General features: G+C 41.9%; 17 protein-coding genes and 1 tRNA gene. 13 read left to right on the plus strand and 5 right to left on the minus strand.

From position 1 onward, the window contains the following. The 11 genes from ACS8FB_RS00005 to ACS8FB_RS00055 all read left to right on the plus strand — a co-directional run. Positions 1-714: porin (locus ACS8FB_RS00005; RefSeq protein ID WP_439260412.1), on the plus strand; the 714-nt coding region annotated here is incomplete at its 5' end. A 168-nt stretch (positions 715-882) separates the two neighbouring features. Beyond that, complete coding sequence (locus tag ACS8FB_RS00010; RefSeq protein WP_439260414.1) at positions 883-2,013, plus strand: porin; 1,131 nt, start codon at positions 883-885, stop codon at positions 2,011-2,013. A 230-nt stretch (positions 2,014-2,243) separates the two neighbouring features. Further along, positions 2,244-3,878 carry a CTP synthase gene (locus tag ACS8FB_RS00015; RefSeq protein WP_058369208.1) on the plus strand — a complete coding sequence of 545 codons (1,635 nt, stop codon included), beginning with the start codon at positions 2,244-2,246 and terminating at the stop codon, positions 3,876-3,878. Positions 3,879-4,100: 222 nt separating this feature from the next. Further along, positions 4,101-4,976 (plus strand): 3-deoxy-8-phosphooctulonate synthase, encoded by an 876-nt coding sequence (gene kdsA, locus ACS8FB_RS00020; RefSeq protein WP_439260416.1) that lies wholly within the window; start codon positions 4,101-4,103, stop codon positions 4,974-4,976. A gap of 27 nt (positions 4,977-5,003) precedes the next feature. Further along, a complete protein-coding gene (locus ACS8FB_RS00025; protein WP_439260417.1) occupies positions 5,004-5,258 on the plus strand; it encodes a heavy-metal-associated domain-containing protein in 255 nt (84 codons plus the stop codon). Between the two features lie 179 nt (positions 5,259-5,437). Then, positions 5,438-5,662, plus strand: a complete 225-nt coding sequence (locus ACS8FB_RS00030; protein WP_058369205.1) for a heavy-metal-associated domain-containing protein — start codon at positions 5,438-5,440, stop codon at positions 5,660-5,662. 389 nt (positions 5,663-6,051) lie between these two features. Next, positions 6,052-8,400 carry a heavy metal translocating P-type ATPase gene (locus ACS8FB_RS00035; RefSeq protein ID WP_439260418.1) on the plus strand — a complete coding sequence of 783 codons (2,349 nt, stop codon included), beginning with the start codon at positions 6,052-6,054 and terminating at the stop codon, positions 8,398-8,400. Positions 8,401-8,717: 317 nt separating this feature from the next. Next, positions 8,718-10,034 carry a phosphopyruvate hydratase gene (eno, locus tag ACS8FB_RS00040; protein WP_439260419.1) on the plus strand — a complete coding sequence of 439 codons (1,317 nt, stop codon included), beginning with the start codon at positions 8,718-8,720 and terminating at the stop codon, positions 10,032-10,034. A gap of 123 nt (positions 10,035-10,157) precedes the next feature. Then, complete coding sequence (locus ACS8FB_RS00045) at positions 10,158-10,466, plus strand: FtsB family cell division protein (RefSeq protein ID WP_439260421.1); 309 nt, start codon at positions 10,158-10,160, stop codon at positions 10,464-10,466. 122 nt (positions 10,467-10,588) lie between these two features. Next, the gene (gene ispD / locus ACS8FB_RS00050; protein ID WP_439260422.1) at positions 10,589-11,338 is read left to right on the plus strand and encodes a 2-C-methyl-D-erythritol 4-phosphate cytidylyltransferase; all 750 of its coding nucleotides are present in this window, start codon (positions 10,589-10,591) and stop codon (positions 11,336-11,338) included. Between the two features lie 427 nt (positions 11,339-11,765). Beyond that, positions 11,766-12,386, plus strand: a complete 621-nt coding sequence (locus ACS8FB_RS00055; RefSeq protein ID WP_439260424.1) for a BLUF domain-containing protein — start codon at positions 11,766-11,768, stop codon at positions 12,384-12,386. Positions 12,387-12,583: 197 nt separating this feature from the next. Here the strand turns inward: ACS8FB_RS00055 and ACS8FB_RS00060 are convergent. From ACS8FB_RS00060 to pyrC, 3 genes are all read right to left on the minus strand, one after another. Further along, positions 12,584-12,659 (minus strand) — tRNA-Glu (locus ACS8FB_RS00060). A gap of 520 nt (positions 12,660-13,179) precedes the next feature. Next, on the minus strand, positions 13,180-13,839 hold the full coding sequence (gene rnt / locus ACS8FB_RS00065; RefSeq protein ID WP_439260819.1) for a ribonuclease T: 660 nt from the start codon (positions 13,837-13,839) through the stop codon (positions 13,180-13,182). Between the two features lie 276 nt (positions 13,840-14,115). Continuing rightward, on the minus strand, positions 14,116-15,195 hold the full coding sequence (pyrC, locus tag ACS8FB_RS00070) for a dihydroorotase (RefSeq protein ID WP_439260425.1): 1,080 nt from the start codon (positions 15,193-15,195) through the stop codon (positions 14,116-14,118). Between the two features lie 470 nt (positions 15,196-15,665). Here pyrC and ACS8FB_RS00075 point away from each other — a divergent pair, with 470 nt between their 5' ends. Continuing rightward, complete coding sequence (locus tag ACS8FB_RS00075; protein ID WP_299217041.1) at positions 15,666-16,904, plus strand: argininosuccinate synthase; 1,239 nt, start codon at positions 15,666-15,668, stop codon at positions 16,902-16,904. Between the two features lie 136 nt (positions 16,905-17,040). Here the strand turns inward: ACS8FB_RS00075 and ACS8FB_RS00080 are convergent, their stop codons facing one another. Beyond that, positions 17,041-18,294 carry an alpha/beta hydrolase family protein gene (locus ACS8FB_RS00080; protein ID WP_439260427.1) on the minus strand — a complete coding sequence of 418 codons (1,254 nt, stop codon included), beginning with the start codon at positions 18,292-18,294 and terminating at the stop codon, positions 17,041-17,043. 136 nt (positions 18,295-18,430) lie between these two features. Between ACS8FB_RS00080 and ACS8FB_RS00085 the strand changes: the two genes are divergently transcribed. Beyond that, the gene (locus ACS8FB_RS00085) at positions 18,431-18,946 is read left to right on the plus strand and encodes a L,D-transpeptidase family protein (protein WP_439260428.1); all 516 of its coding nucleotides are present in this window, start codon (positions 18,431-18,433) and stop codon (positions 18,944-18,946) included. A gap of 121 nt (positions 18,947-19,067) precedes the next feature. Here the strand turns inward: ACS8FB_RS00085 and ACS8FB_RS00090 are convergent, their stop codons facing one another. Then, on the minus strand, positions 19,068-20,672 hold the full coding sequence (locus ACS8FB_RS00090) for a CYTH and CHAD domain-containing protein (protein WP_439260429.1): 1,605 nt from the start codon (positions 20,670-20,672) through the stop codon (positions 19,068-19,070). Between the last annotated feature and the right edge of the window lie 68 nt (positions 20,673-20,740).

The raw sequence follows: 20,740 nt of genomic DNA on the forward strand, positions 1-20,740 counted from the left end.
AGCCTAGCGCGTATTGACAACGTTGTAGTGAACCAAGGTTACTGGGATAACCTAGGTCAAACCCAAAATGAAAGTGAGGTTGTTGAAGCGTTAAACATGGCTGATAGTGGTCGTATTAATAGCTCAGTTATCTGGACTGCACCAAAGTATGAAGGTCTACCAGTACAACTGTCTGCTATGTACAGCTCTGACGATGTAAATGGCAATGATAACGAAGGTTTTGGTGTAGCAGCGCTATTTGATCAAGGTACTGGCTTTACCGCTGGTATTGCTTATGACAAAGATCAAAACATCGACGGTGATATTATCCGTGGTACCGCTACTGTAGATCTGGGCAAGTACATGGCTTATCCAGTCAATCTAGGTGCGCTATATCAAGTAGGTGATTACGATAATCGCGATAAAGACGAGAAAGGCTTTATAATCAGTGCTGAAATGGGTTTAACTAACTTTGCTCGTCCAGCGTCTGTTTATGCTCAGTACAATAATACCTCTAACCTAAACGGTTTTGATAATGCTGATTCAGACCAAATCGTTGTTGGTGGTAAGTACATGTATAAAGATAACATCATTGCACATGCCTATGCTGGTATGAACAAAGCTGATAACGTCAACCGTTATTTAGGTGATGATGATAATAACGATCCAATTTATGGCCAACCTGGCGATGCTGAAGTAATCGTAGTTGGTACTGGTCTAGAATACTTATTCTAGTATGAACTAGAATTTGCTTCTAAAAAACTCATCCTTCGGGGTGGGTTTTTTTGTTGTGTTGATTTTGCTTTAGAACAGACAGAAAAAACGTAAAAATGCAAGGCCATTCTAGGCTTTGTGCATTTAATACCCTGCTTAATGAATGACCAAGTATTAGAGTGAATATTTATGATGAAAAAACTCCTTTTAACATCAGCGATTGCTATTGTATCTGTACCAGTTGCGCAAGCAGCCCCAGAAATCTATGGCAAAGCATTCTTGACCACTGATTATATTAATGACGAGGCGGATTACACTAATCGTGTAGATGATGCCCCTGAGGACTCTGATGTGGACTCAGTACAAATTAACTCAAACTTTTCACGACTAGGTCTCAGAGGTTCTGAAGCGATTACTGCAAATACTGATGTAATATATCGATTAGAGTATGGCATTGATATCGATGGCGATGACAGTAATACTTTTACAAGTCGTGATACTTATCTAGGTCTAGTAAATAAAGACTACGGCGAGTTTCGCGTTGGCCGTAATACCTCTGTATTAGGGTATGTGTACGATCCGATGGTTGCAAGAGCTTACTGGGATAATCTAGGGAAAAGAACCCTGAATGACAATGGCGGAGTTGCTGCACTAAATATGCTTGACTACACGCGCTCTGATAGCTCGGTGTTGTGGATTGCCCCTGAATATAAAGACTTGCAGCTGGTAGTGCAGTATGTGGCTGATGAGGGTTCTGATGACAACAAAGACAAAGATGGCTATGGGGCTGCACTCAAGCTAGATAAAGATAGTTACACTGCCGCGATCGCTTATAGTAAGGATATCGAGGCAAGTGGTAGTATCAATACCTTAGACTTTGTCACTGATGATAATGCTGAAGGTCTTATAAATTATGGCGGTGATGCCTTTCGCGGTACAGTAACCGTCGATTTAGATGAATATATAGATATGTCAACTCCCTTAACCTTAGGGGCAGTATATCAGCAAGCTGACTATGACTTTGCAGGCTCTCATAAAGAAAAAGGCCTGATAGTTAGTGGCAAAATGGCATTAGAGAACTTTGCTCATCCAGCTTCTGTCTATCTTCAATATAACAAAACAGACAATCTAAACGGTATCGACAATAATAATTCGGATCAGATTGTATTGGGCGGTGAATACGAGTTGAAAGATAATGTGATCGCTCACGCTTATGTTGGTCAAAACTCAGCCGATTATACCAGTCCTTTAGATCCTACCAACTCTGTCGCAGATATTAAGGTCTTCGCCGTTGGTGGCGGTTTGGAATATCTGTTCTAGTGGCTTTTATCTAAGTAGTCTGTATTGTAAAATCGTCCAAGTGATAGCTAAACATCATAACTATATAATGTTAAAGGACTCATCCTTCGGGGTGGGTTTTTTCGTTGTGCCAACTTTAATAGGGTAACAGCCAGTAAAACCTAAGAGTTTAAGAGACTTTGAGTTTTTACCCTATATTTTATGGCGTATTTTTAGTAAAATCCTCTTTTACCAATTACCGATAGAGTACTATGACCAAGTTTATATTTGTGACCGGTGGGGTAGTGTCCTCACTAGGGAAAGGTATTACCGCAGCTTCCCTTGCCGCGATATTAGAAGCGCGCGGTGTGAGTGTAACCATGACCAAGATGGATCCGTATATAAACGTTGATCCAGGGACGATGAGCCCGTTCCAGCATGGTGAAGTTTTCGTCACTGAAGATGGGGCGGAGACAGATTTAGATTTAGGCTATTATGAGCGTTTTTTACGTCATTCTAAGATGAGTAAGAGCAACAACTTTACCAGTGGTCGCATCTATCAAAACGTGCTGAATAAAGAGCGCCGCGGTGAGTATCTTGGTGGTACGGTACAGGTGATTCCGCATATCACTGATGAGATTAAAAGTAAGATTCTAGCCAGTGGCGAAGGCTATGATATCGCTATTATCGAGATTGGCGGTACGGTCGGTGATATCGAATCACTGCCCTTTATGGAAGCGGTACGTCAGATGCAAGTAGAGCTTGGTCGTAATCGCGCCATGCTAATGCATTTAACGCTCGTGCCCTATATTGCCAGTGCAGGTGAAACCAAAACCAAACCCACTCAGCATTCAGTGAAAGAGCTGCGCTCTATTGGGTTGCAGCCTGATATTTTGATTTGCCGCTCTGACCATCATATCTCTCAAGACAACCGCCGTAAGATTGCACTATTTACCAACGTCGAAGAGCGTGCGGTCATTATGTGTGAAGATGCCCAAAGTATCTATCAGATACCGCGTACCCTTCATGAGCAAGACCTTGATGATTTGATTTGTGAGCGTTTTGGTCTTGATGTACCTGAAGCGGATCTGAGCGATTGGGACAAGGTGGTTGAGGCTCAGCTAAACCCTGAATCGACTGTTACAGTAGCAATGGTGGGTAAATATGTCGAATTGCCTGATGCTTATAAGTCTATCAACGAAGCATTGCTACACGCTGGTATTACTCATAAAGCAGATGTCAAAATCAACTACATTGATGCTGAGCATTTAGAAGATGATGAGAGCTTACTGACACAGTTAAATGATGCTGATGCCATCTTAGTGCCAGGTGGTTTTGGAGAGCGTGGTACGAATGGCAAAATACAAGCCATCACCTATGCTCGTGAAAACAACGTCCCATATCTAGGCATCTGCCTTGGTATGCAGCTGGCAGTGATTGAGTATGCTCGTAATGTAATCAAAATTGATGCTAACTCTTCTGAATTTGATCGCAAGACTGCAGAGCCTATCATTGGTCTGATTACTGAGTGGTTAGATGAGCGCGGCGAGTTACAGATTCGCAGCGATGATTCAGATCTTGGTGGGACGATGCGTCTGGGTGCACAGCAAGCTGAACTGGTTTCTGGTAGCAAATTAAGCCAAATCTATGGTGCTAGTAATATCACAGAGCGTCATCGTCATCGTTATGAGATGAATAACCGTTATATCGAGCCATTAGAGCAATCAGGCATGACTATATCAGGTTATTCAGCCAAGCAGCATCTGGTCGAGTCGGTTGAGATTAGCGATCATCCTTGGTTTATCGCGGTACAGTTCCACCCCGAATTTACCAGCTCGCCACGCGGTGGTCATCCACTGTTCAACAGCTTTGTGAAAGCTGCGAAGAACTATAGCGAAGCTAAATAGGGTTTTAGGCTTTTGTTACAGCTATTATATTAATTAAAAGACTGATCTTCGGATTGGTCTTTTTTTATGAGCTGATAGTTGGCTGAACTTTCACAATATTTGTATCTGTCCATCTACCATTTGTCTGTGGCCTCTAATTACGCTTAGATACTTTTTTTAATTGAGCCATCGGTTACAATAGCGGATAGAGATATCGATAACTATAAAGAGGATCACTGTTTCATGGATAATTTATCTACAGCTCAATCGCATATTCAGCTTACTACTCCTAACAATAATACGATTAATATTGGTAACGATCAGCCGTTTGTGTTGTTTGGCGGTATGAACGTCTTGGAGTCTAAAGAGTTGGCATTTGAGATTGCTGAGCAGTATGTCGAGATATGCCAGCGTTTAGGGATTGGCTATGTATTTAAGGCCAGCTTTGATAAAGCCAACCGTTCAAGCTTACACTCATATCGTGGGCCTGGATTGGAACAAGGTATCGATTGGCTCGGTCAAATTAAAGAAAAGTTTCAAGTACCGATCATCACTGATGTGCACGAGCCGTATCAAGCAGCACCCGTCGCTGAGGTTGCCGATATTATTCAGTTACCGGCGTTTTTATCGCGTCAGACTGACTTAGTGCATGCGATGGCAAAGACTGATGCGATTATTAATATCAAAAAAGCGCAGTTTTTAGCGCCGCATGAGATGCGTCATATCGTTAATAAATGTCTTGAAGGAGGTAACGATAAACTTATTCTATGTGAGCGTGGTAGTGCTTTTGGTTATAATAACCTGGTCGTCGATATGCTCGGGTTCGATACGATGAAGCAGATGAATATACCAGTGTTTTTTGATGTGACCCACAGTCTACAGCAGCCAGGGGCACGTAGTGACAGTGCAGGCGGACGCCGTGAGCAAATCACAACCCTTGCACGTGCTGGTATGGCAACCGGACTAGCAGGGCTATTTTTAGAGGCGCATCCAAACCCAGAAACGGCAAAGTGTGATGGGCCATGCGCCTTGAGAACCAGTCAATTAGAGCCATTTTTGCGTCAGTTAAAGCAAGTGGATGATTTAGTAAAAAGCTTTGAGGTGTTAGATACTCATTAATGGATAAGTAACAAAGAGGGCAGCACAATGGCGATTCAGACAGCACAAGTGAGTATTGAGAATATCGATGACGCTGAAGGATTAGACAGTGTCATGATAGCGTTAAAGAACATCACAGGGGTCACTGCGATAGATCTTGATGCAGCGAGTAGCATCGCAACCGTGCGCTACGATGATACCGATACCAGTATTCACGCCCTAACAGCTGCGATTAGTACGGTCGATTATGTGACCCAGCCATATCCTATTGATGCACCGCAAAATCCAAATTATGATAATTAAATAACCTTATCATGTTAGCAAAAAGCTATTATTCTTTAATAAAGTGATAACCAAAAGGTGTTGTTGTTAACGATGATTCGGCTTATGCTAGTCGAACGTTGTTTTGATAAGTCTTTAATAGTTAATTACTAGATTTTCATACAAGCAATTCATTAATTTATAATAATAAGGAGCTCAACATGGCAAGCCAAACACGTATTATCAAAATCGACGGTATGACTTGCGGCGGTTGTGTGGCAAGTGTGCATACTGCGACTGACAGTATTGATGGTATAGACACTATTTCTGTCGATCTTGCTGACAATCTAGCAACGGTGACTTTCGACGATAGTAAGACCAGCGCAGAGGCTATTGCGTCTGCTATCGATGAGGCAGGATTTGATGCCACAGTCGCCAACTCTTAAGTTTTTTTCTACAGAAAAACCAGCTATCATAGCTGGTTTTTTTAATGGTCGTTTATTATCTTTTTAGTAGTTTTTAACGATTATAATTTGTAGCTGGTCACTATGATTTATCTATCATCTATGTTCATGCTGTTTAATTGAATGCCCTTGAAATGTTAGTGACCACAACCATCTACTATGTATATCAATATGTATTTTAGTATAATAATATGTAGGTTATTCGGGGCTACAGATCAGATATCTATGCTGAGACCCAGTTAAACTACCAGACTGATTAAGCTACCTGATACGCTTAAAGTTTTGCATAACAGTTAGCCTTTTTTATAGCTCATAACAATCTATAAATGCTCTATAAACGCTCTCCATAAACATTGTAACGAGTTTTATTTATGAATGATTCTATCCGTACTGCCGATGACCAATCCTATGATGTCGATACTGACATTCAGTCCAATACGCTGCTTGAGCCTCAGCGTGCGCACTTGCAACTAGCCATTGATGGTATGACATGTCAGGCCTGCGCGTCTAGAATCGAGAAAGTCCTTAACAAGAAGTCCTCAGTTTATGAGGTGAATGTCAACTTCGCAGGTGAGACTGCCAATGTCGATTATGATCCAGCGCAGACGACGCCTGAACAAATCACAGAGTGGGTAAGTAAAACAGGTTTTGTCGCAAACGTGCAGGCAGGAGATAGATTGTTTGCCAAGACGGATACAGACACCGCGACAGAGTATCCATGGCGATTGATTGCGCTATGGGTCTGCTTGGTGCCTTTTTTGGTCGGTATGGCGGGGATGCTCTTTGGACAGAGTATGGCGTGGATGCCGCCTGTTTGGATTCAATTTATCCTTGCAACCATTGTACAATTTGGCTTGGCGTTGCCGTTTTATAAAAGTGCTTGGGCGTCCATCAAGGGCGGTCTTGCCAATATGGATGTGCTGGTGGTCATTGGTACGGTCACTATTTGGGCATATTCAACGTATCTATGGCTCACGCATGGCGATGGTACGTTAAACAGTCTATTGCAAAGCGGTCATGGTAGTGGACACGGACCAGCTGTATATTTTGAAGCAGGGGTGATGGTCATTGCTTTTGTCCGCACGGGTAAGTATTTAGAGGAACGTACCAAAAAGCATAGTCTTAATAGTATCGATCTATTGTTGTCATTGACGCCAGATGAAGTCGAACAACAACAGTCAAATGGCGACTTTCACAATGTCGCACTGCAAGACGTGCAGGTCGGAGATATCCTGCGTGCCAAACAAGGCAGTCGCGTTGCCACCGATGGCGTGGTCATTGATGGTAGTGGCTGGTGCGTTGAGAGTCATTTAACTGGCGAGTCTGTGCCCCTAAAAAAAGAAGAAGGAGGTGAGCTGCTTGCAGGCGCTTTGGTCGAGAATGGTAGCTTATTATACCGCGTCAGTGCAAAAGGTAGCGATACCAAACTTGGTGATATGGTGCAAGCGCTTAGCGATGCGCAAGGCTCCAAAGCCAATTTGGCGCGTCTGGCTGATAGAGTAACAGCAGTATTTGTCCCAGTTGTTGTGGCCATTGCTATCGTCACCTTTGCGCTGACATGGTGGCTGACCGGTGCGATCGATACGGCCTTAATGCATGCAGTTTCAGTATTGGTGATTGCGTGTCCCTGTGCCCTTGGTTTGGCGACGCCGGCGGCTATTATGGCAGGTATGGGTGTCGCTGCGCGTCATGGTGTCTGGTTTAAAGACGCGCAAAGCCTTGAGGCAGCAGGTAATATTGATACTGTCGTTTTGGATAAAACCGGTACCTTAACTGTTGGCAAACCGACGATCGTTGATCAAGTGATGGTCGATAAATCTTTACCAATAGATGATGTGTTGCAAATTGCTGCAAGTGTTGAAGCACATGCCAGTCATCCGCTGGCAACGGCGCTTATCAATGCAGCAAAAGCGCGCAAGCTGTCGTTGTTGACGGTCACTGATATTAGCGTCATTAGAGGTGCTGGTATACAAGCAAATATAGAAGGTCTTGGTTTGGTTAAAGTCGGTACGGCAGAGTTTGCCAGTCTAAATTTACCTAAGCTGATGCCAAAAGTGTGGCAAATCGCCAGTACGGTTGCTGTCAGTATTAATGATGAACCCTTAGGCGCCTTTGCCCTTGCTGATGATCTAAAGACGGATACTCCGCAGGCTATTACTGCACTACAAGATGCTGGTATCAATGTTATTTTGATGAGTGGTGATAAACAGTCTGTCGTCGATCATGTGGCAGGACAGCTGGGTATTGGGCAAGCTTATGGCAAGATGAGTCCTCGTGATAAAGCCAGCCAAATTGCTGTACTGCAAACGGCGGGTCATAAAGTGGCGATGGCAGGAGATGGGGTTAATGATGCACCAGCGATGGCAACCGCTGACGCCAGTTTTGCCATGTTTGAGGGAACAGATGTGGCTCAGCATAGTGCGTCTGCACGTTTGATGGGCGAGTCGCTCATGCATATTGACGCTGCGCAAAAGATCGCTCAAGCAACCTTACGCAATATCAAACAAAACTTGTTTTTTGCCTTTATTTATAATTGCTTAGGTATACCGCTTGCCGCTTTTGGTTTTTTAAACCCTATGATCGCTGCTGCTGCTATGGCGCTGAGCTCTATTTCAGTATTAATGAATGCGCTACGATTAACACAATTTAAGACAAAGGTTGAACTGAATAACACCGTATCTGCGTCTAATATGAACAGCCAGAACCCAACAAAAACGTAAATAATATATTTTTTTAATAATATATGCACTTAAACGAGACAATGATGCCAAGCGTTATATAAATGTTTGGTTTTATGGACGCCAGTTGGTGTAAGATAAGGGAAGTTTGACTAAATATATGCTATGATGCCAAGCATTATAGCCGAGTATTATTGTATCGAATAGACCTTCAATGACTTTCAAAAACAGCTGGTTGTATGATGGTTTATCATTGTTGTAAATGCATGAGCTATCAGATACTTTTCTTTATTTTTTGTATTCTAGTTGCCGTTTTTTATCCCACAAACTTGGCATGACCAAAGGAATTAACAGACATTATGTACGCTGAAGAAATTACCAACGTCACCGCAATTAAAGACATTCGCGCTCGTGAGATTTTAGACTCGCGCGGTAACCCAACGATTGAAGCCGATGTTATCTTGGCTGATGGCACTGTTGGCCGTGCTGCTGCTCCAAGTGGCGCATCAACTGGCTCACGTGAGGCGCTCGAGCTACGTGATGGCGACAAAGATCGCTACATGGGTAAAGGCGTCAAAAAAGCCGTTGCCAATGTCAACAGTCAAATTCGTAGTGCATTAATGGACAAAGATGTCACTGAGCAGCAAAGCATCGATAATGCGATGATTGCGCTAGATGGTACAGAAAACAAAGACAATCTAGGCGCTAATGCCATGTTGGCCGTCTCTCTAGCAACTGCTAAAGCTGCTGCCAAATCAAAAAATTTGCCACTGCATCAATACATCGCTGACTTGCGGAATCAGACTTCTTTAACGATGCCTGTACCGATGATGAACATCTTAAACGGTGGTGAGCACGCGGATAACACAGTTGATATCCAAGAGTTTATGATTGAGCCAGTTGGTTTTACAAGCTTCTCAGAAGCATTGCGCGCTGGCACTGAGATTTTCCATAGCTTAAAATCTGTCCTAAAATCACAAGGTCTAAATACAGCGGTCGGCGACGAAGGCGGCTTTGCACCGAATCTACGTAGCAACGAAGAAGCCATCACTGTCATCATGCAAGCGATCGAGCAAGTTGGTTATAAGGCTGGTGACGACATTCATTTAGCTTTGGATTGCGCCGCTACTGAGTTTTATAAAAATGGTCAATACGTCTTAGCAGGCGAGGGTAATAAAGCCTTTGATAGCCAAGGTTTTTCAGATTATTTAGTAGGGCTGGCGCGCCAGTATCCAATTATCTCTATCGAAGACGGTCTTGATGAGTCTGATTGGGATGGCTGGAAATACTTGACTGAGCAAATCGGTGATAAGGTCCAGTTGGTCGGAGATGACTTGTTTGTGACCAATCCTGCCATCTTGCAAGAAGGTATTGATAAAAACATCGCTAATGCAATTTTGATTAAATTTAATCAAATCGGTACGTTATCAGAAACTTTAGATGCAATTTATCTTGCGAAGAAAAACGGTTACGCAACGATTATCTCGCATCGTTCAGGTGAAACTGAAGACAGCACCATTGCAGATTTGGCAGTAGGTACAGCGGCAGGACAAATCAAAACAGGCTCATTGTGTCGTTCAGATCGCGTAGCGAAATACAACCAGCTATTACGTATCGAGCAGCAAGTACGCGCAAGCTATCGTGGCCGTGAAGAGTTCATCGGTCTACGTGGTTAATGTTTAAGCTATAAAGCTATATTAAGTGTTAGTGCTAGACGGTATATAGGAGTTTATATATTGTCTAGTCAGCTTAGTTAGTCTTTCTTTTATCCTCTTTAGATTATTTGGCGTTATTGTTTTATGAAATACTTCAGCCAATTTATATTACTCGCTTTAGCTGTGGCAGTGCTGTTAGGATTGCAATATCAGTATTGGTTGGGTGAAAATGGTCGATTTGAACATAATAAACTGCTTACTCAAATTGAAGATCAGCAGCGCCTAAACGACAATCAAGTGGCGGCAAATAACTTGTTACGCACTGATGTACATGACCTAAAAAATGGTCTTGAAGCAGTTGAAGAGCATGCTCGTTTAGACCTAGGCTTAATTAAGCCAAACGAGACCTTTGTACAAGTATCAACTGCACCCACCACCCATAGTCATCAGTAGCTTTTTGATATTTCATCAAATCCTTCTTATATAACGGTGATTCTGTTTATTTCTTTGATAACTTTCAAGCTTTGTCTTTTTTAAGCAACGTTGTGATGGGCTTAAATCATGAGTAGCACGTTATGAATACTAAACCTAGTGTACACGCGATGATTGTCGCTGCAGGTCGCGGTAGCCGTTTCGGTGCATCTGTCGCTAAACAATACACAAAATTGCAAGGGCAGACGCTACTACAAAACAGTGTCGCAAGGCTTGCTAGTAGTACCTATATTGATAAATGCTTATTGGTTATAGCAGCAGATGACAGCACGGCACAGATCTTAGATTTTGCGCTTCCTATAGATTACGCTATAGGTGGCAACGAGCGTTGGCAGTCAGTACAAGCAGGCGTAGAGGCTATTGCTAACGCGGGTGCTAAGGACTCAGATCTGGTTCTTATTCACGACGCTGCGCGTCCTGCTGTACCACGTTCTGATATTGATAAAGTGATTGAAGCGGCAATACTGGAGCCTTATGGCGCGATTCTAGCCACTCCTGTGGCTGATACCCTTAAAGTGTCTACTGACTCTAACGATCAATATGAACCCACAGATAGACCTGTAAGTACAAACAATCAGCACTCTTACATCAAACGTACGTTTGATCGTAGTCATATGTGGCAAGCGCAAACGCCGCAAGTATTTCGCTTAGGTCAATTGCAGCAAGTATTGGCTTATGTGTCTGAACATCAGCTGGTGATTACAGATGAAGCCAGTGCTTTTGAGCATCTAAACCTTCCTATTCGATTGGTTGATGGCAGTCGTCAAAACATCAAACTTACTTATCCTGACGATATTATATTGCTAGCCGCTATCCTAACTGCTCAAAACTAATACCCTCCTTCTTTTTACATCACTATGACTATCAGTAGCAATCTTAGTACGCTACTGACTTTTCTAATAATACTCATTTTCGTCGTTATAAATATTTATCGGCATAGAGCAGTAACAAAGAGAATGAAGTAGAACGTTTTTATTCTACCTCTTTTTTGATCTTAAATGACTTTAGCCCTCTATATATCTGCATTCGCGAATATAAAGCAAAATACAGAACATTGTCTGGTTACAATTCTTTGTTGCCATGTTACATATTAAGTTGCTTAGTTGACCAAACTGCCTTATTATGTAACCAAGTTCATACAATAAATAATAAAACTTATAATATCAATACTATGACAATGTATGAAGTCTTGTTTTTTATCATATTTTTTTATTTTAAAAATAATAGGCGTTCATTCGCTTGACTTTAAGGGGCAATTGATTGTCAGACGTTACTACTATGAATACATCAGAAGAATTAGAACTCTATCAGTTTGTATATGTTAGCCGAATTACTTCTACTGGATTATCAGGCGCGAGTACCCTAAATGATATCGCTGAATTTTCTATAAAGAATAATAAGAGCGATAACATTACTGGCGTACTCTGCTATGGCAACGGTTATTTTTTTCAGTGTGTGGAAGGGACGGAGCAAGTATTAACCAACTTGAAAAACCGTCTTTTGTTAGATGATAGACATAAAGATATACAGACTCTAGACTTTTCGGCGATTAGTGAGCGCGGATTTACTGGCTGGTCGTTACGCTCCATCATCCTTGAACGTTGGATGGTTAACGATCCTAAAGCGAAGGCACTTATGCCTTTTAAGCCCTACAATTGGGCCCCTAATGAATGGAAGCAATTCTTGAAAATTTTAAAAGGTTATTATAAAGAGCAAGAGGGAACAGGCGACATCGATGCTCAACCGATTAAGTACAATGCACTAGGTCTGACATTAGGGAAAGTAGTGGGGCAGCATCAAGCCTTTTTCCTAATCCAAACTGTATTGGGTGCACTTATTATATTGGCATTGTTATGGTTTATGCTCTCTGATAAATTCTAATAATAGATAAATCTTCAATGCTTTACAAAGAGCCAGCGTCCTGCTGGCTTTTTATGTTTTATGTTTTATGTTTTATGTTTTATGTCTAAAATAATAAAGCTATTAGGGTAAAAATAGACATAAAAAAAGCCCATAAAATCTATTAGATTTTATGGGCTTAAAAAACGCTAAATTAACTGCTATAGCGTTTTAATATGTGGCGTCCCCAGGGGGATTCGAACCCCCGTTACCGCCGTGAAAGGGCGGTGTCCTAGGCCTCTAGACGATGGGGACTAGGTACTACGCTTCAGCTGCTTTCACCGTTTATGCTGAAGTGGTGCACATTTTAATGGCGTCGACGCTTTGTGTCAAGCCTTTTTCTTCGTCTTTTTAAAATTAAATATCTTTTTTTGATAGCGCGGCGGGGATGCAAGTCTTTACTTTTTAAATGATGGCGAATCCACAGTGATGTGCAAGCACTAATAGTCACAGCCAATAACATATAACCAAGAATGGTAGCCCATAATTTGAATTGTGGATCCATTATAAAGTCCCTCCGTTGTTCCTATATAAGGTATCACATACGCGGTATAGAATATGAGCAACTTAGATCATCTATAGAAAATTTCTATATTGATATGGATAAGAATAAAAAAGAGAAGTGAACCTATCAATTGTGTTTATGCCGTGAAATATATGAACCTTAATAGACAGTTACCTTTGTTATGGATTATAAAATCAAGATGGTAAAGTCATCTAAATATTGAAATCAACTCACTGGCTCATAAAGGTAACAATATTCGTCCGTTACTGTTTATTCGTCATCGTTGTCATTCAACTCTACCTCTGTTTGCTCAGTATGTAAAGCATTTGGCAACATAGGGTAGTGGTTTAGAATATGGCAAAATAACTCAGCAGTCTTTTGGGTATCATAGAGCGCTGAGTGAGCATGATTGCCATCAAACTCAAGTCCTGCGGCTTTACAAGCCCGTGCAAGTACCGTCTGACCAAAAGCCAGCGCTGATAAAGTGACTGTGTCAAATACTGAAAACTGGTGAAATGGATTATGGTTTTTGTTATTAGTACGCATGACTGCGGCATTTAAGAATGCTAAGTCAAAATGAGCATTGTGACCAACTAGCACACATTGACGACAGTCTTCAGCACGGCGCACTTCTTTTAAACCTTTAAATATACGACGCAGGGCAGTTTTTTCATCTTCTGCAATCGCTTTACGCATAGGATTGTTAGGATCAATACCGGTAAAGGCCAATGAGCGTGGCTCCAAATTGGCTCCTTCAAAAGGTTCAATATGAGCATTAAGCGCTTCTCCTGGATAGAATACTTCCTGCTCGTTTAACAGAATTGGAATACAGGCAATCTCAAGCAGCGCATCGGTTTGTGCATTAAATCCAGCCGTCTCGACATCTACAATGACGGGTATAAACTTACGAAAGCGCTCTTTCATAGTCATGGGAGCCAAGTCTTGCTCGGTCTCCTCATGGGTTTGGTTGGCATTAGAGTCAGTAGGTAAGTCTATACCTTTATGATTACATGAAGGCTTATTAGTTTGAATGTGTAATGAATCATCATTAGACAAGGTAGCGTCGTTTTGAATGGTCATATTAAGTTAAGTCACTTTTATCGATGATATAAATACATTGACATGCTCAAAGTGTCCAATACTACTAACGTAATAGTAATGGAACACTCACAGCATCTCAGTCGCATTAAGAGTTTTAAGTACGGTTTAAGCTTTGATAGACCATGGTAGCGTCTCACCAGCCATGAGTGGGGTAAGCGTTTGTCCATCAAAATAAGGGTAACCTGCCGGCACTTGCATAGGGTTGTTGGTTAGAGTAACAGTGTTTTCGTTGACTGGCAGGCCATAAAATTGAGCACCAAAACGACTGGCAAAGCCTTCTAGTTTGTCAATTTTGCCAATACTATCAAATGCGGTTGCGTATAAAGGTAGGGCTATTGATGAGCTATAACAACCAGCACAGCCGCAAGCAGCCTCTTTTTTATCCTTAGCATGTGGCGCTGAGTCCGTTCCTAAAAAGAACTTTGGACTGCCACTAGTAGCCACATTGAGCAGTACTTCTTGATGCTGTTTACGTTTTAGAATAGGCAAACAATAAAAGTGCGGTTTAATACCGCCAAGTAGGAGATGGTTACGGTTGAACATCAAATGCTGCGGGGTAATCGTAGCTGCTACTTGATTGCCTTGAGCCAAGACAAAGTCAGCGGCGTCACTAGTGGTAATATGCTCCATCACAATCCTAAGGGTAGGAAATTTGGCAATAATTTGTCCAAGCACTTCCTCTAAAAATCTTTTTTCACGGTCAAAAATATCGACATGATCGTGCGTCACTTCGCCATGTAATAGCAGTGGTAAATTGTGCTTTTCCATGGCTTCAAACACATTAACGCAAGCATTGATGTCAGTTACCCCATCAGCAGAGTTGGTTGTGGCCCCTGCAGGATAAAGCTTGACTGCTTGTACGATACCAGACTGAGCAGCTAATTCGATATCTTTTGGAGTGGTTTGATTGGTTAGATATAAAGTCATTCGCGGATCAAAGGCAGCTTTGCGTCCCGCCTCTAAGTCACTGGCTTGCAGGTGTTGTAATATGCGCTCACGATAAGCGCGGGCATCATCTACGTTTTTGACTGGGGGTACCAAGTTTGGCATACAAATAACGCGATTAAAACTTGCAGCTGCGTGTTTTACAGTAGTCGCTAGCGCGTCATCATCACGCAAATGAATATGCCAATCGTCTGGCTGCAGAATGGTTAGCTCTTTAATGGAATCAGTAATTTGAGTCATAGTGTTCTATGTCTTGAGGTAGTGAAAAAAGGGGAGTGTAAAATATACTAAGGTATAAACATACTAAGGTATAAACGTTGTGACCTGGCCACTTTGATTTGAGCAAAAGCTTGTGTGCAATTATTTTAGCTATAAAAACGTGTGATCAAATGGCCTGCTTTACACAACGCTGTGTGTTCATCACCCTGTTTATTTATAATGCTGTATGAACCTTAACCATCATAGCAGATTTGACCGCTGGACTAAATATATGCCCGAATATAACCGCGTAATCTGCTATTAATAGTGATGCTTTTTAAACATGATAGCGTTACTAGCAGATATGACAGATATATCTGATAAATCATCGCTTACAAAGTCGTTGTCCTTTTGCCAATTGTGAATATGATGTACACTGATTAAGCAATTTAAACTTCGATTCATTGTCAGTGTTTTTTCTGATAACTACATTCTTATATTAGGAGTTGTTCATGGCTCAGCTTGACCCAAAAAATATTAATAAAATCGTATTAGCCTATTCAGGTGGCCTTGATACCTCAATTATCGCTAAATGGCTGCAAGAAACTTATGATGCTGAAGTGATTACTTTCACAGCTGACATCGGTCAAGGTGAGGAAGTTGAGCCAGCACGCGCTAAAGCTGAAGCGATGGGTATCAAAAACATCTATATCGAAGACTTACGTGAAGAGTTTGCTCGCGATTATGTGTTCCCAATGTTCCGTGCCAATGCTATTTATGAAGGCGAGTACCTACTCGGCACCTCTATTGCACGACCATTGATTGCCAAACGTTTGGTTGAAATTGCCAAAGAACACAATGCTGATGCAATTAGCCATGGCGCGACTGGTAAAGGTAATGACCAAGTACGTTTTGAGCTGGGTGCGGTTGCCTTGTCTCCAGATGTTGTGACGATTGCACCATGGCGTGAATGGGATTTATCTAGCCGTGAGAGCTTGATGCAGTACGCCGAAGAGCACGACATTGCCATTGATTATGCCAATCAAAAGACAAAGTCACCATACTCGATGGATGCCAACCTTTTGCACATCTCTTATGAAGGCGGTGTGTTAGAGGAGCCGTATACAGAAGCCGAAGATGATATGTGGCGCTGGTCAGTGAGCCCAGAAGAAGCGCCTGACGCGCCGCAGTATTTAGAACTTGAGTATGAAAAAGGGGATATCGTTGCTATCGATGGTGAAGCCCTTAAGCCTTACGAAGTCATGATTAAGCTCAATGAGATTGGCGGTAAACATGGTATCGGCCGTTTGGATATTGTAGAAAACCGTTACGTTGGTATGAAGTCACGCGGTTGTTACGAGACGCCAGCTGGCACGATCATGTTAAAAGCGCATCGCGGTATTGAATCACTAACGCTAGATCGTGAAGCTGCCCATCTAAAAGACGAGCTGATGCCGCGCTACGCAAAAATCATCTATAACGGTTATTGGTTCAGCCCTGAGCGTATGATGCTACAAGCGCTAATCGACAAATCACAAGAGTACGTCAATGGTACGGTACGTGTGAAGCTGTATAAAGGCAGTGTCAGCGTCGTTGGTCGTAAGTCTGATGATTCGTTATTTGACGAAAAAATTGCAACTTTTGAAGATGATGCTGGTGCTTACGATCAAAAAGATGCAGAAGGCTTTATCCGTCTAAATGGGTTGCGCTTGGCTATCGAAGCCAGTCGTGGCCGCGACTTATCAAAATAATCAAAAGAAACTATCTTTAATAGTTAAATAACCCTCTAAAGCGTAAAAAACAGAGACCTATATTCGTAGTGTCTCTGTTTTTTATTATAAATGTGTTCTAGCACAGCATTTAAAACTATGTAATCCTAGTTGCTATTTACTCAGCTGTAGCGGTTTCTTTAGCCTCATTTTCGTCATCGTTTACCATGACAATAGCGACATCCTGCTGCTGACGCTCTTTGACAGAATCTTGAGCCAATACCTCTTCTGTTGCAGAGACGACACCAGCAGACTTTTGCATCTGATATTTCAAAGTAGCAAGAGCACTAAGACTTCCGATGACAAGAATAACAATTAAAATGACAGGATTTTTCCAAATAGGAGCCGGGGCGTCATACTCAATCGGTTTTTCGCTAATGGTCGCTGGAGTATTATCGCTATTGCCGTTCATAACCCCTAAGCTAACCAACGGAGGTTTTGGTGGATTTTCGGGTTCAGAAGTAATACGCAGACGATTACGCTGCAAGTAAATCTCTGAAATTTTAGCCAACTGTAGTAACCAGCGCTGGTGTGGTAACGTAACAGCGGACATCTCTGCGAACATAAGTAAATCATTATGGCCGCCTTGCTGTATGTTTTCAGATGAACGACCAATTGCCTTTAAATAATTACCGGTTGCAAGCTGCATGTCTTGTGCAGATTCATTATTGTTCGGGGTAAATGCCATCAGCTCATACCAAAAGGGATCAAAGGCTGGTGGCATAGTTGATAACTGCTCGTTATTTAAACGTTTTAACTCTGTGTTTTCTAGCTCGGTCTCTGTATTTTCTATATTAGGTGCTTTACTAGTAGTGGGTTCTACATTCGTAGGGATAATGTCTGACACAGTAGTGGTAAATCGCTCCGCTGATAAAAACTGAGGCTGTAAGGCGAACCACTTGTCTATCTCATCATAATCAAGTTGACTATAGTCTGCTAGTATCGCAAGTTCGCGTAGAGCAATAATGCACAAGCACTTAAGTAATGTTTGTACCTGCACAGTAGTAGCATCAATTTGACTGGCAATGTGATCGCTAGCTTTAATAATATCAGTGCTGTCTTTAAATACAGTATCAGCAGTATCATGACGATAGTATAATGTCGCATCGATAGTCGCAAAATTCATAGAGTTATATCGACGCAGCTCTTTTATAGCACTGCGATTGAATAGTTTTTTGCTAACCGACTGTCCTTGATAACGCTGCTGATACGTAAGTAAAGCACATACTATTGCTTGTAAGCCAGAACCAACGGCAAGACGCGTCTGCGGTAATGATAGCTGAGACACATCAGCTAATAATGATATCATCGGCTGGATATCTTGATATAAAAAGTCATACATCGACACACGTGTCGGTGAAATAGTCGTCATAATCTGCTAGCATCAAAGAATGTGCCTCTATATTACGGTGCCAAATGTCTTGATACAATCCCCTAATAATAGAAATTTTGACCAATTTTAATCATAACGCTATTGGTCATGTCATGAATAACAATCGGATGCTTTTATGAACAATCACGCAAGTCTTGATAAACAGCTAATTATTAACATTGCTCAGCAGACTTTGACTCTATACAAGCAGCACGAAGTTGCAGTTCAATATACGGTATCAACGGCAAAAAACGGCATTGGCAGTCAGCAAGATAGTGGCTGTACACCACTTGGCGAGCACATCGTTGCAGAAAAGATAGGAGGTAGTGAGCCTATGAATGCTGTGTTTGTTGGACGTGTGCCAACAGGCGAGGTATACAACGCAGCTCTTGGTATATCAAATCCTAATCGCGACTGGATATTGAGCCGTATATTATGGTTAAGTGGTCTAGAAGAAGGGGTAAATAAAGGCCATAATAACCAGGGTGGCTGTGATACTTATCAGCGTTACATCTATATTCATGGTACACCAGATACTGAACCTATGAGTATCCCCCTCTCACACGGCTGCGTACGTATGCGTAACAAGGATATCGTTGAGCTATTTGATCAAGTTGAAGAGGGAGATGCCGTTACTATAGTTGCAAGCTAATGAATGATTTTGTAGACAATAGATAACGTTATATTTATTCATTTAAAGCTTAAAAAGACAGCACCTACCAATAGGGCTGTCTTTTTTACTCTATATCTTTGTTATACCGTTATTAGCACGTTTACCAAAAGGTGGGGCTATCTTGAACGTTAGCCAAGCGTTTTTTAGCGCGTTTAACGTCTTTTTTTAGCGTGGCAGCAAACCATCCTGCACCATATAGCGCATTAATATCTGTTGCAGATTTTAACTGATAACGCTGTTGATATAGTGCATGTTTACGATATTTCTCCATTGCTTTTTGTGCTTTTAATACATGTTTTAGCCAGCGTTTGGTTTTCTTTTTAGCTTTTTTCTTATTCAATAAGCGTGAGGCAAATTCACTGGCATAACGCAAGTTTACTAACTGACAATATAAGTCGTCTTGGACCTGATTATGATTTCTGCTTTTTAGATTGACGCTTTTTGAGTCTTCGCTATAAGGCCCATTGTCGTTGGCTGCATTTTTATCCTGTAATCTTCGCTCAGTTTCAATAAACTTTGTATACTGCTTCGATAGAGTCTTCACCAATTTGTCGACAGCAGGCTTATCTGCTTTTGGTTCGAGACTTGGATCACTCATGGTAAAAGCAATCAGCTCTAATAACGTAAGTTGAAAGTCATTGGCGCTTACGACATCAAGTGGCTGAATTTTGAGTGCATCGATATCTGCTGTCCAATCAACGCTAGGTGCGCCGCAACTTTGTAGCTTGGGCTCGATGTGAGCGGCTAGGTAAGTAAGCTCTTGGTAGTCACTAAGTAAGGCTGCGGTTTGTGTTAATATTGGTAGCCAATCAGGGTTGATCTCATCAGAATAATCGGCAAACACTGTCAAGGCAGCTTGCAAGCGAGTGAGTCCGATAGTCAATTGCAAGACATGTGTATTATCAATGCTACCCGCTACGATAGCACTGCTATTTGGTAATATATGCAATAGACAGTTATGCACGGCTGCGCGCACAAATGCAGGCATGCTACTGTCTTTATTGACGGTTAGCTGGCTTAGGTCAGCACTAACCGCTGCACTGTGGTTTTGTCCTCTTATCAGTAATCCACCGCGCTCAGCTTTGGTGACAGTAGACAAGCAAAGCTTATAACGTTTGCACCATGTCTTGGCTGTCGCAAACAAAAAATCTACATCTCCTGTTACCAGTTCAAACTCGATTTCTTGAATAGAGTCTCGCTGAGTATCATCAAGACCATGGATGACCTCGCCATGATCGTATGCCATCTCAATGCTACTACCATCTTCATCTTCATCGTTATTGTCTTTTATTAATAAGCGTGTGATGCGCTCTACATCGGTCACATATAGTCGTGTAAGTTTTTTAGCCAACTTTTTGAGTTTAAAAGCAGCAAGAGCAGGGGCTACCGAGGTATCTTTGTAAATTGTTAAATCAGGCGCTAGTGTGTCGCTATCTAGCATTGCCTGTACTTGCTCATTATCTAATACAGCATTATGCTCTAGGCGCGCAGCAATACCATCACCACCAGCTTTGATGGTCTGCACCCACGTATCGCCTTCTTTACGGATACGTAAACCAATGCCAGCCTGCGCAAGCTTTTGATCAGACGTATCGTAATAATGCGCCGCCAGTTGCATATGCTTTGAGGATTTAACTTGCGCTTGACGCATTAGACCTTTTAGTCGCGACTCTGGTACCAAAAACTTTAGCTCAATCTCTTGCATAATGGCTCCCGATTATTTTAATACTATATAAGTTATTATCTAGGTGACTACCATCGTATGAAAGCTAT

Origin of the sequence: Psychrobacter sp. 1U1, from assembly GCF_051847535.1 — a bacterium.
Taxonomy (GTDB): Bacteria; Pseudomonadota; Gammaproteobacteria; order Pseudomonadales; family Moraxellaceae; genus Psychrobacter; species Psychrobacter saeujeotis.

Coding starts and splice junctions, on each gene's coding strand:
- pyrC (WP_439260425.1), bottom strand. CDS start 15,195: ATGACTCAAATTACTGATTCCATTAAAGAGCTAACCATTCTGCAGCCA.
- ACS8FB_RS00025 (WP_439260417.1), top strand. CDS start 5,004: ATGGCGATTCAGACAGCACAAGTGAGTATTGAGAATATCGATGACGCT.
- ACS8FB_RS00075 (WP_299217041.1), top strand. CDS start 15,666: ATGGCTCAGCTTGACCCAAAAAATATTAATAAAATCGTATTAGCCTAT.
- ACS8FB_RS00030 (WP_058369205.1), top strand. CDS start 5,438: ATGGCAAGCCAAACACGTATTATCAAAATCGACGGTATGACTTGCGGC.
- eno (WP_439260419.1), top strand. CDS start 8,718: ATGTACGCTGAAGAAATTACCAACGTCACCGCAATTAAAGACATTCGC.
- kdsA (WP_439260416.1), top strand. CDS start 4,101: ATGGATAATTTATCTACAGCTCAATCGCATATTCAGCTTACTACTCCT.
- ACS8FB_RS00010 (WP_439260414.1), top strand. CDS start 883: ATGATGAAAAAACTCCTTTTAACATCAGCGATTGCTATTGTATCTGTA.
- rnt (WP_439260819.1), bottom strand. CDS start 13,839: ATGACTATGAAAGAGCGCTTTCGTAAGTTTATACCCGTCATTGTAGAT.
- ACS8FB_RS00090 (WP_439260429.1), bottom strand. CDS start 20,672: ATGCAAGAGATTGAGCTAAAGTTTTTGGTACCAGAGTCGCGACTAAAA.
- ACS8FB_RS00045 (WP_439260421.1), top strand. CDS start 10,158: ATGAAATACTTCAGCCAATTTATATTACTCGCTTTAGCTGTGGCAGTG.
- ispD (WP_439260422.1), top strand. CDS start 10,589: ATGAATACTAAACCTAGTGTACACGCGATGATTGTCGCTGCAGGTCGC.
- ACS8FB_RS00035 (WP_439260418.1), top strand. CDS start 6,052: ATGAATGATTCTATCCGTACTGCCGATGACCAATCCTATGATGTCGAT.
- ACS8FB_RS00085 (WP_439260428.1), top strand. CDS start 18,431: ATGAACAATCACGCAAGTCTTGATAAACAGCTAATTATTAACATTGCT.
- ACS8FB_RS00015 (WP_058369208.1), top strand. CDS start 2,244: ATGACCAAGTTTATATTTGTGACCGGTGGGGTAGTGTCCTCACTAGGG.
- ACS8FB_RS00080 (WP_439260427.1), bottom strand. CDS start 18,294: ATGACGACTATTTCACCGACACGTGTGTCGATGTATGACTTTTTATAT.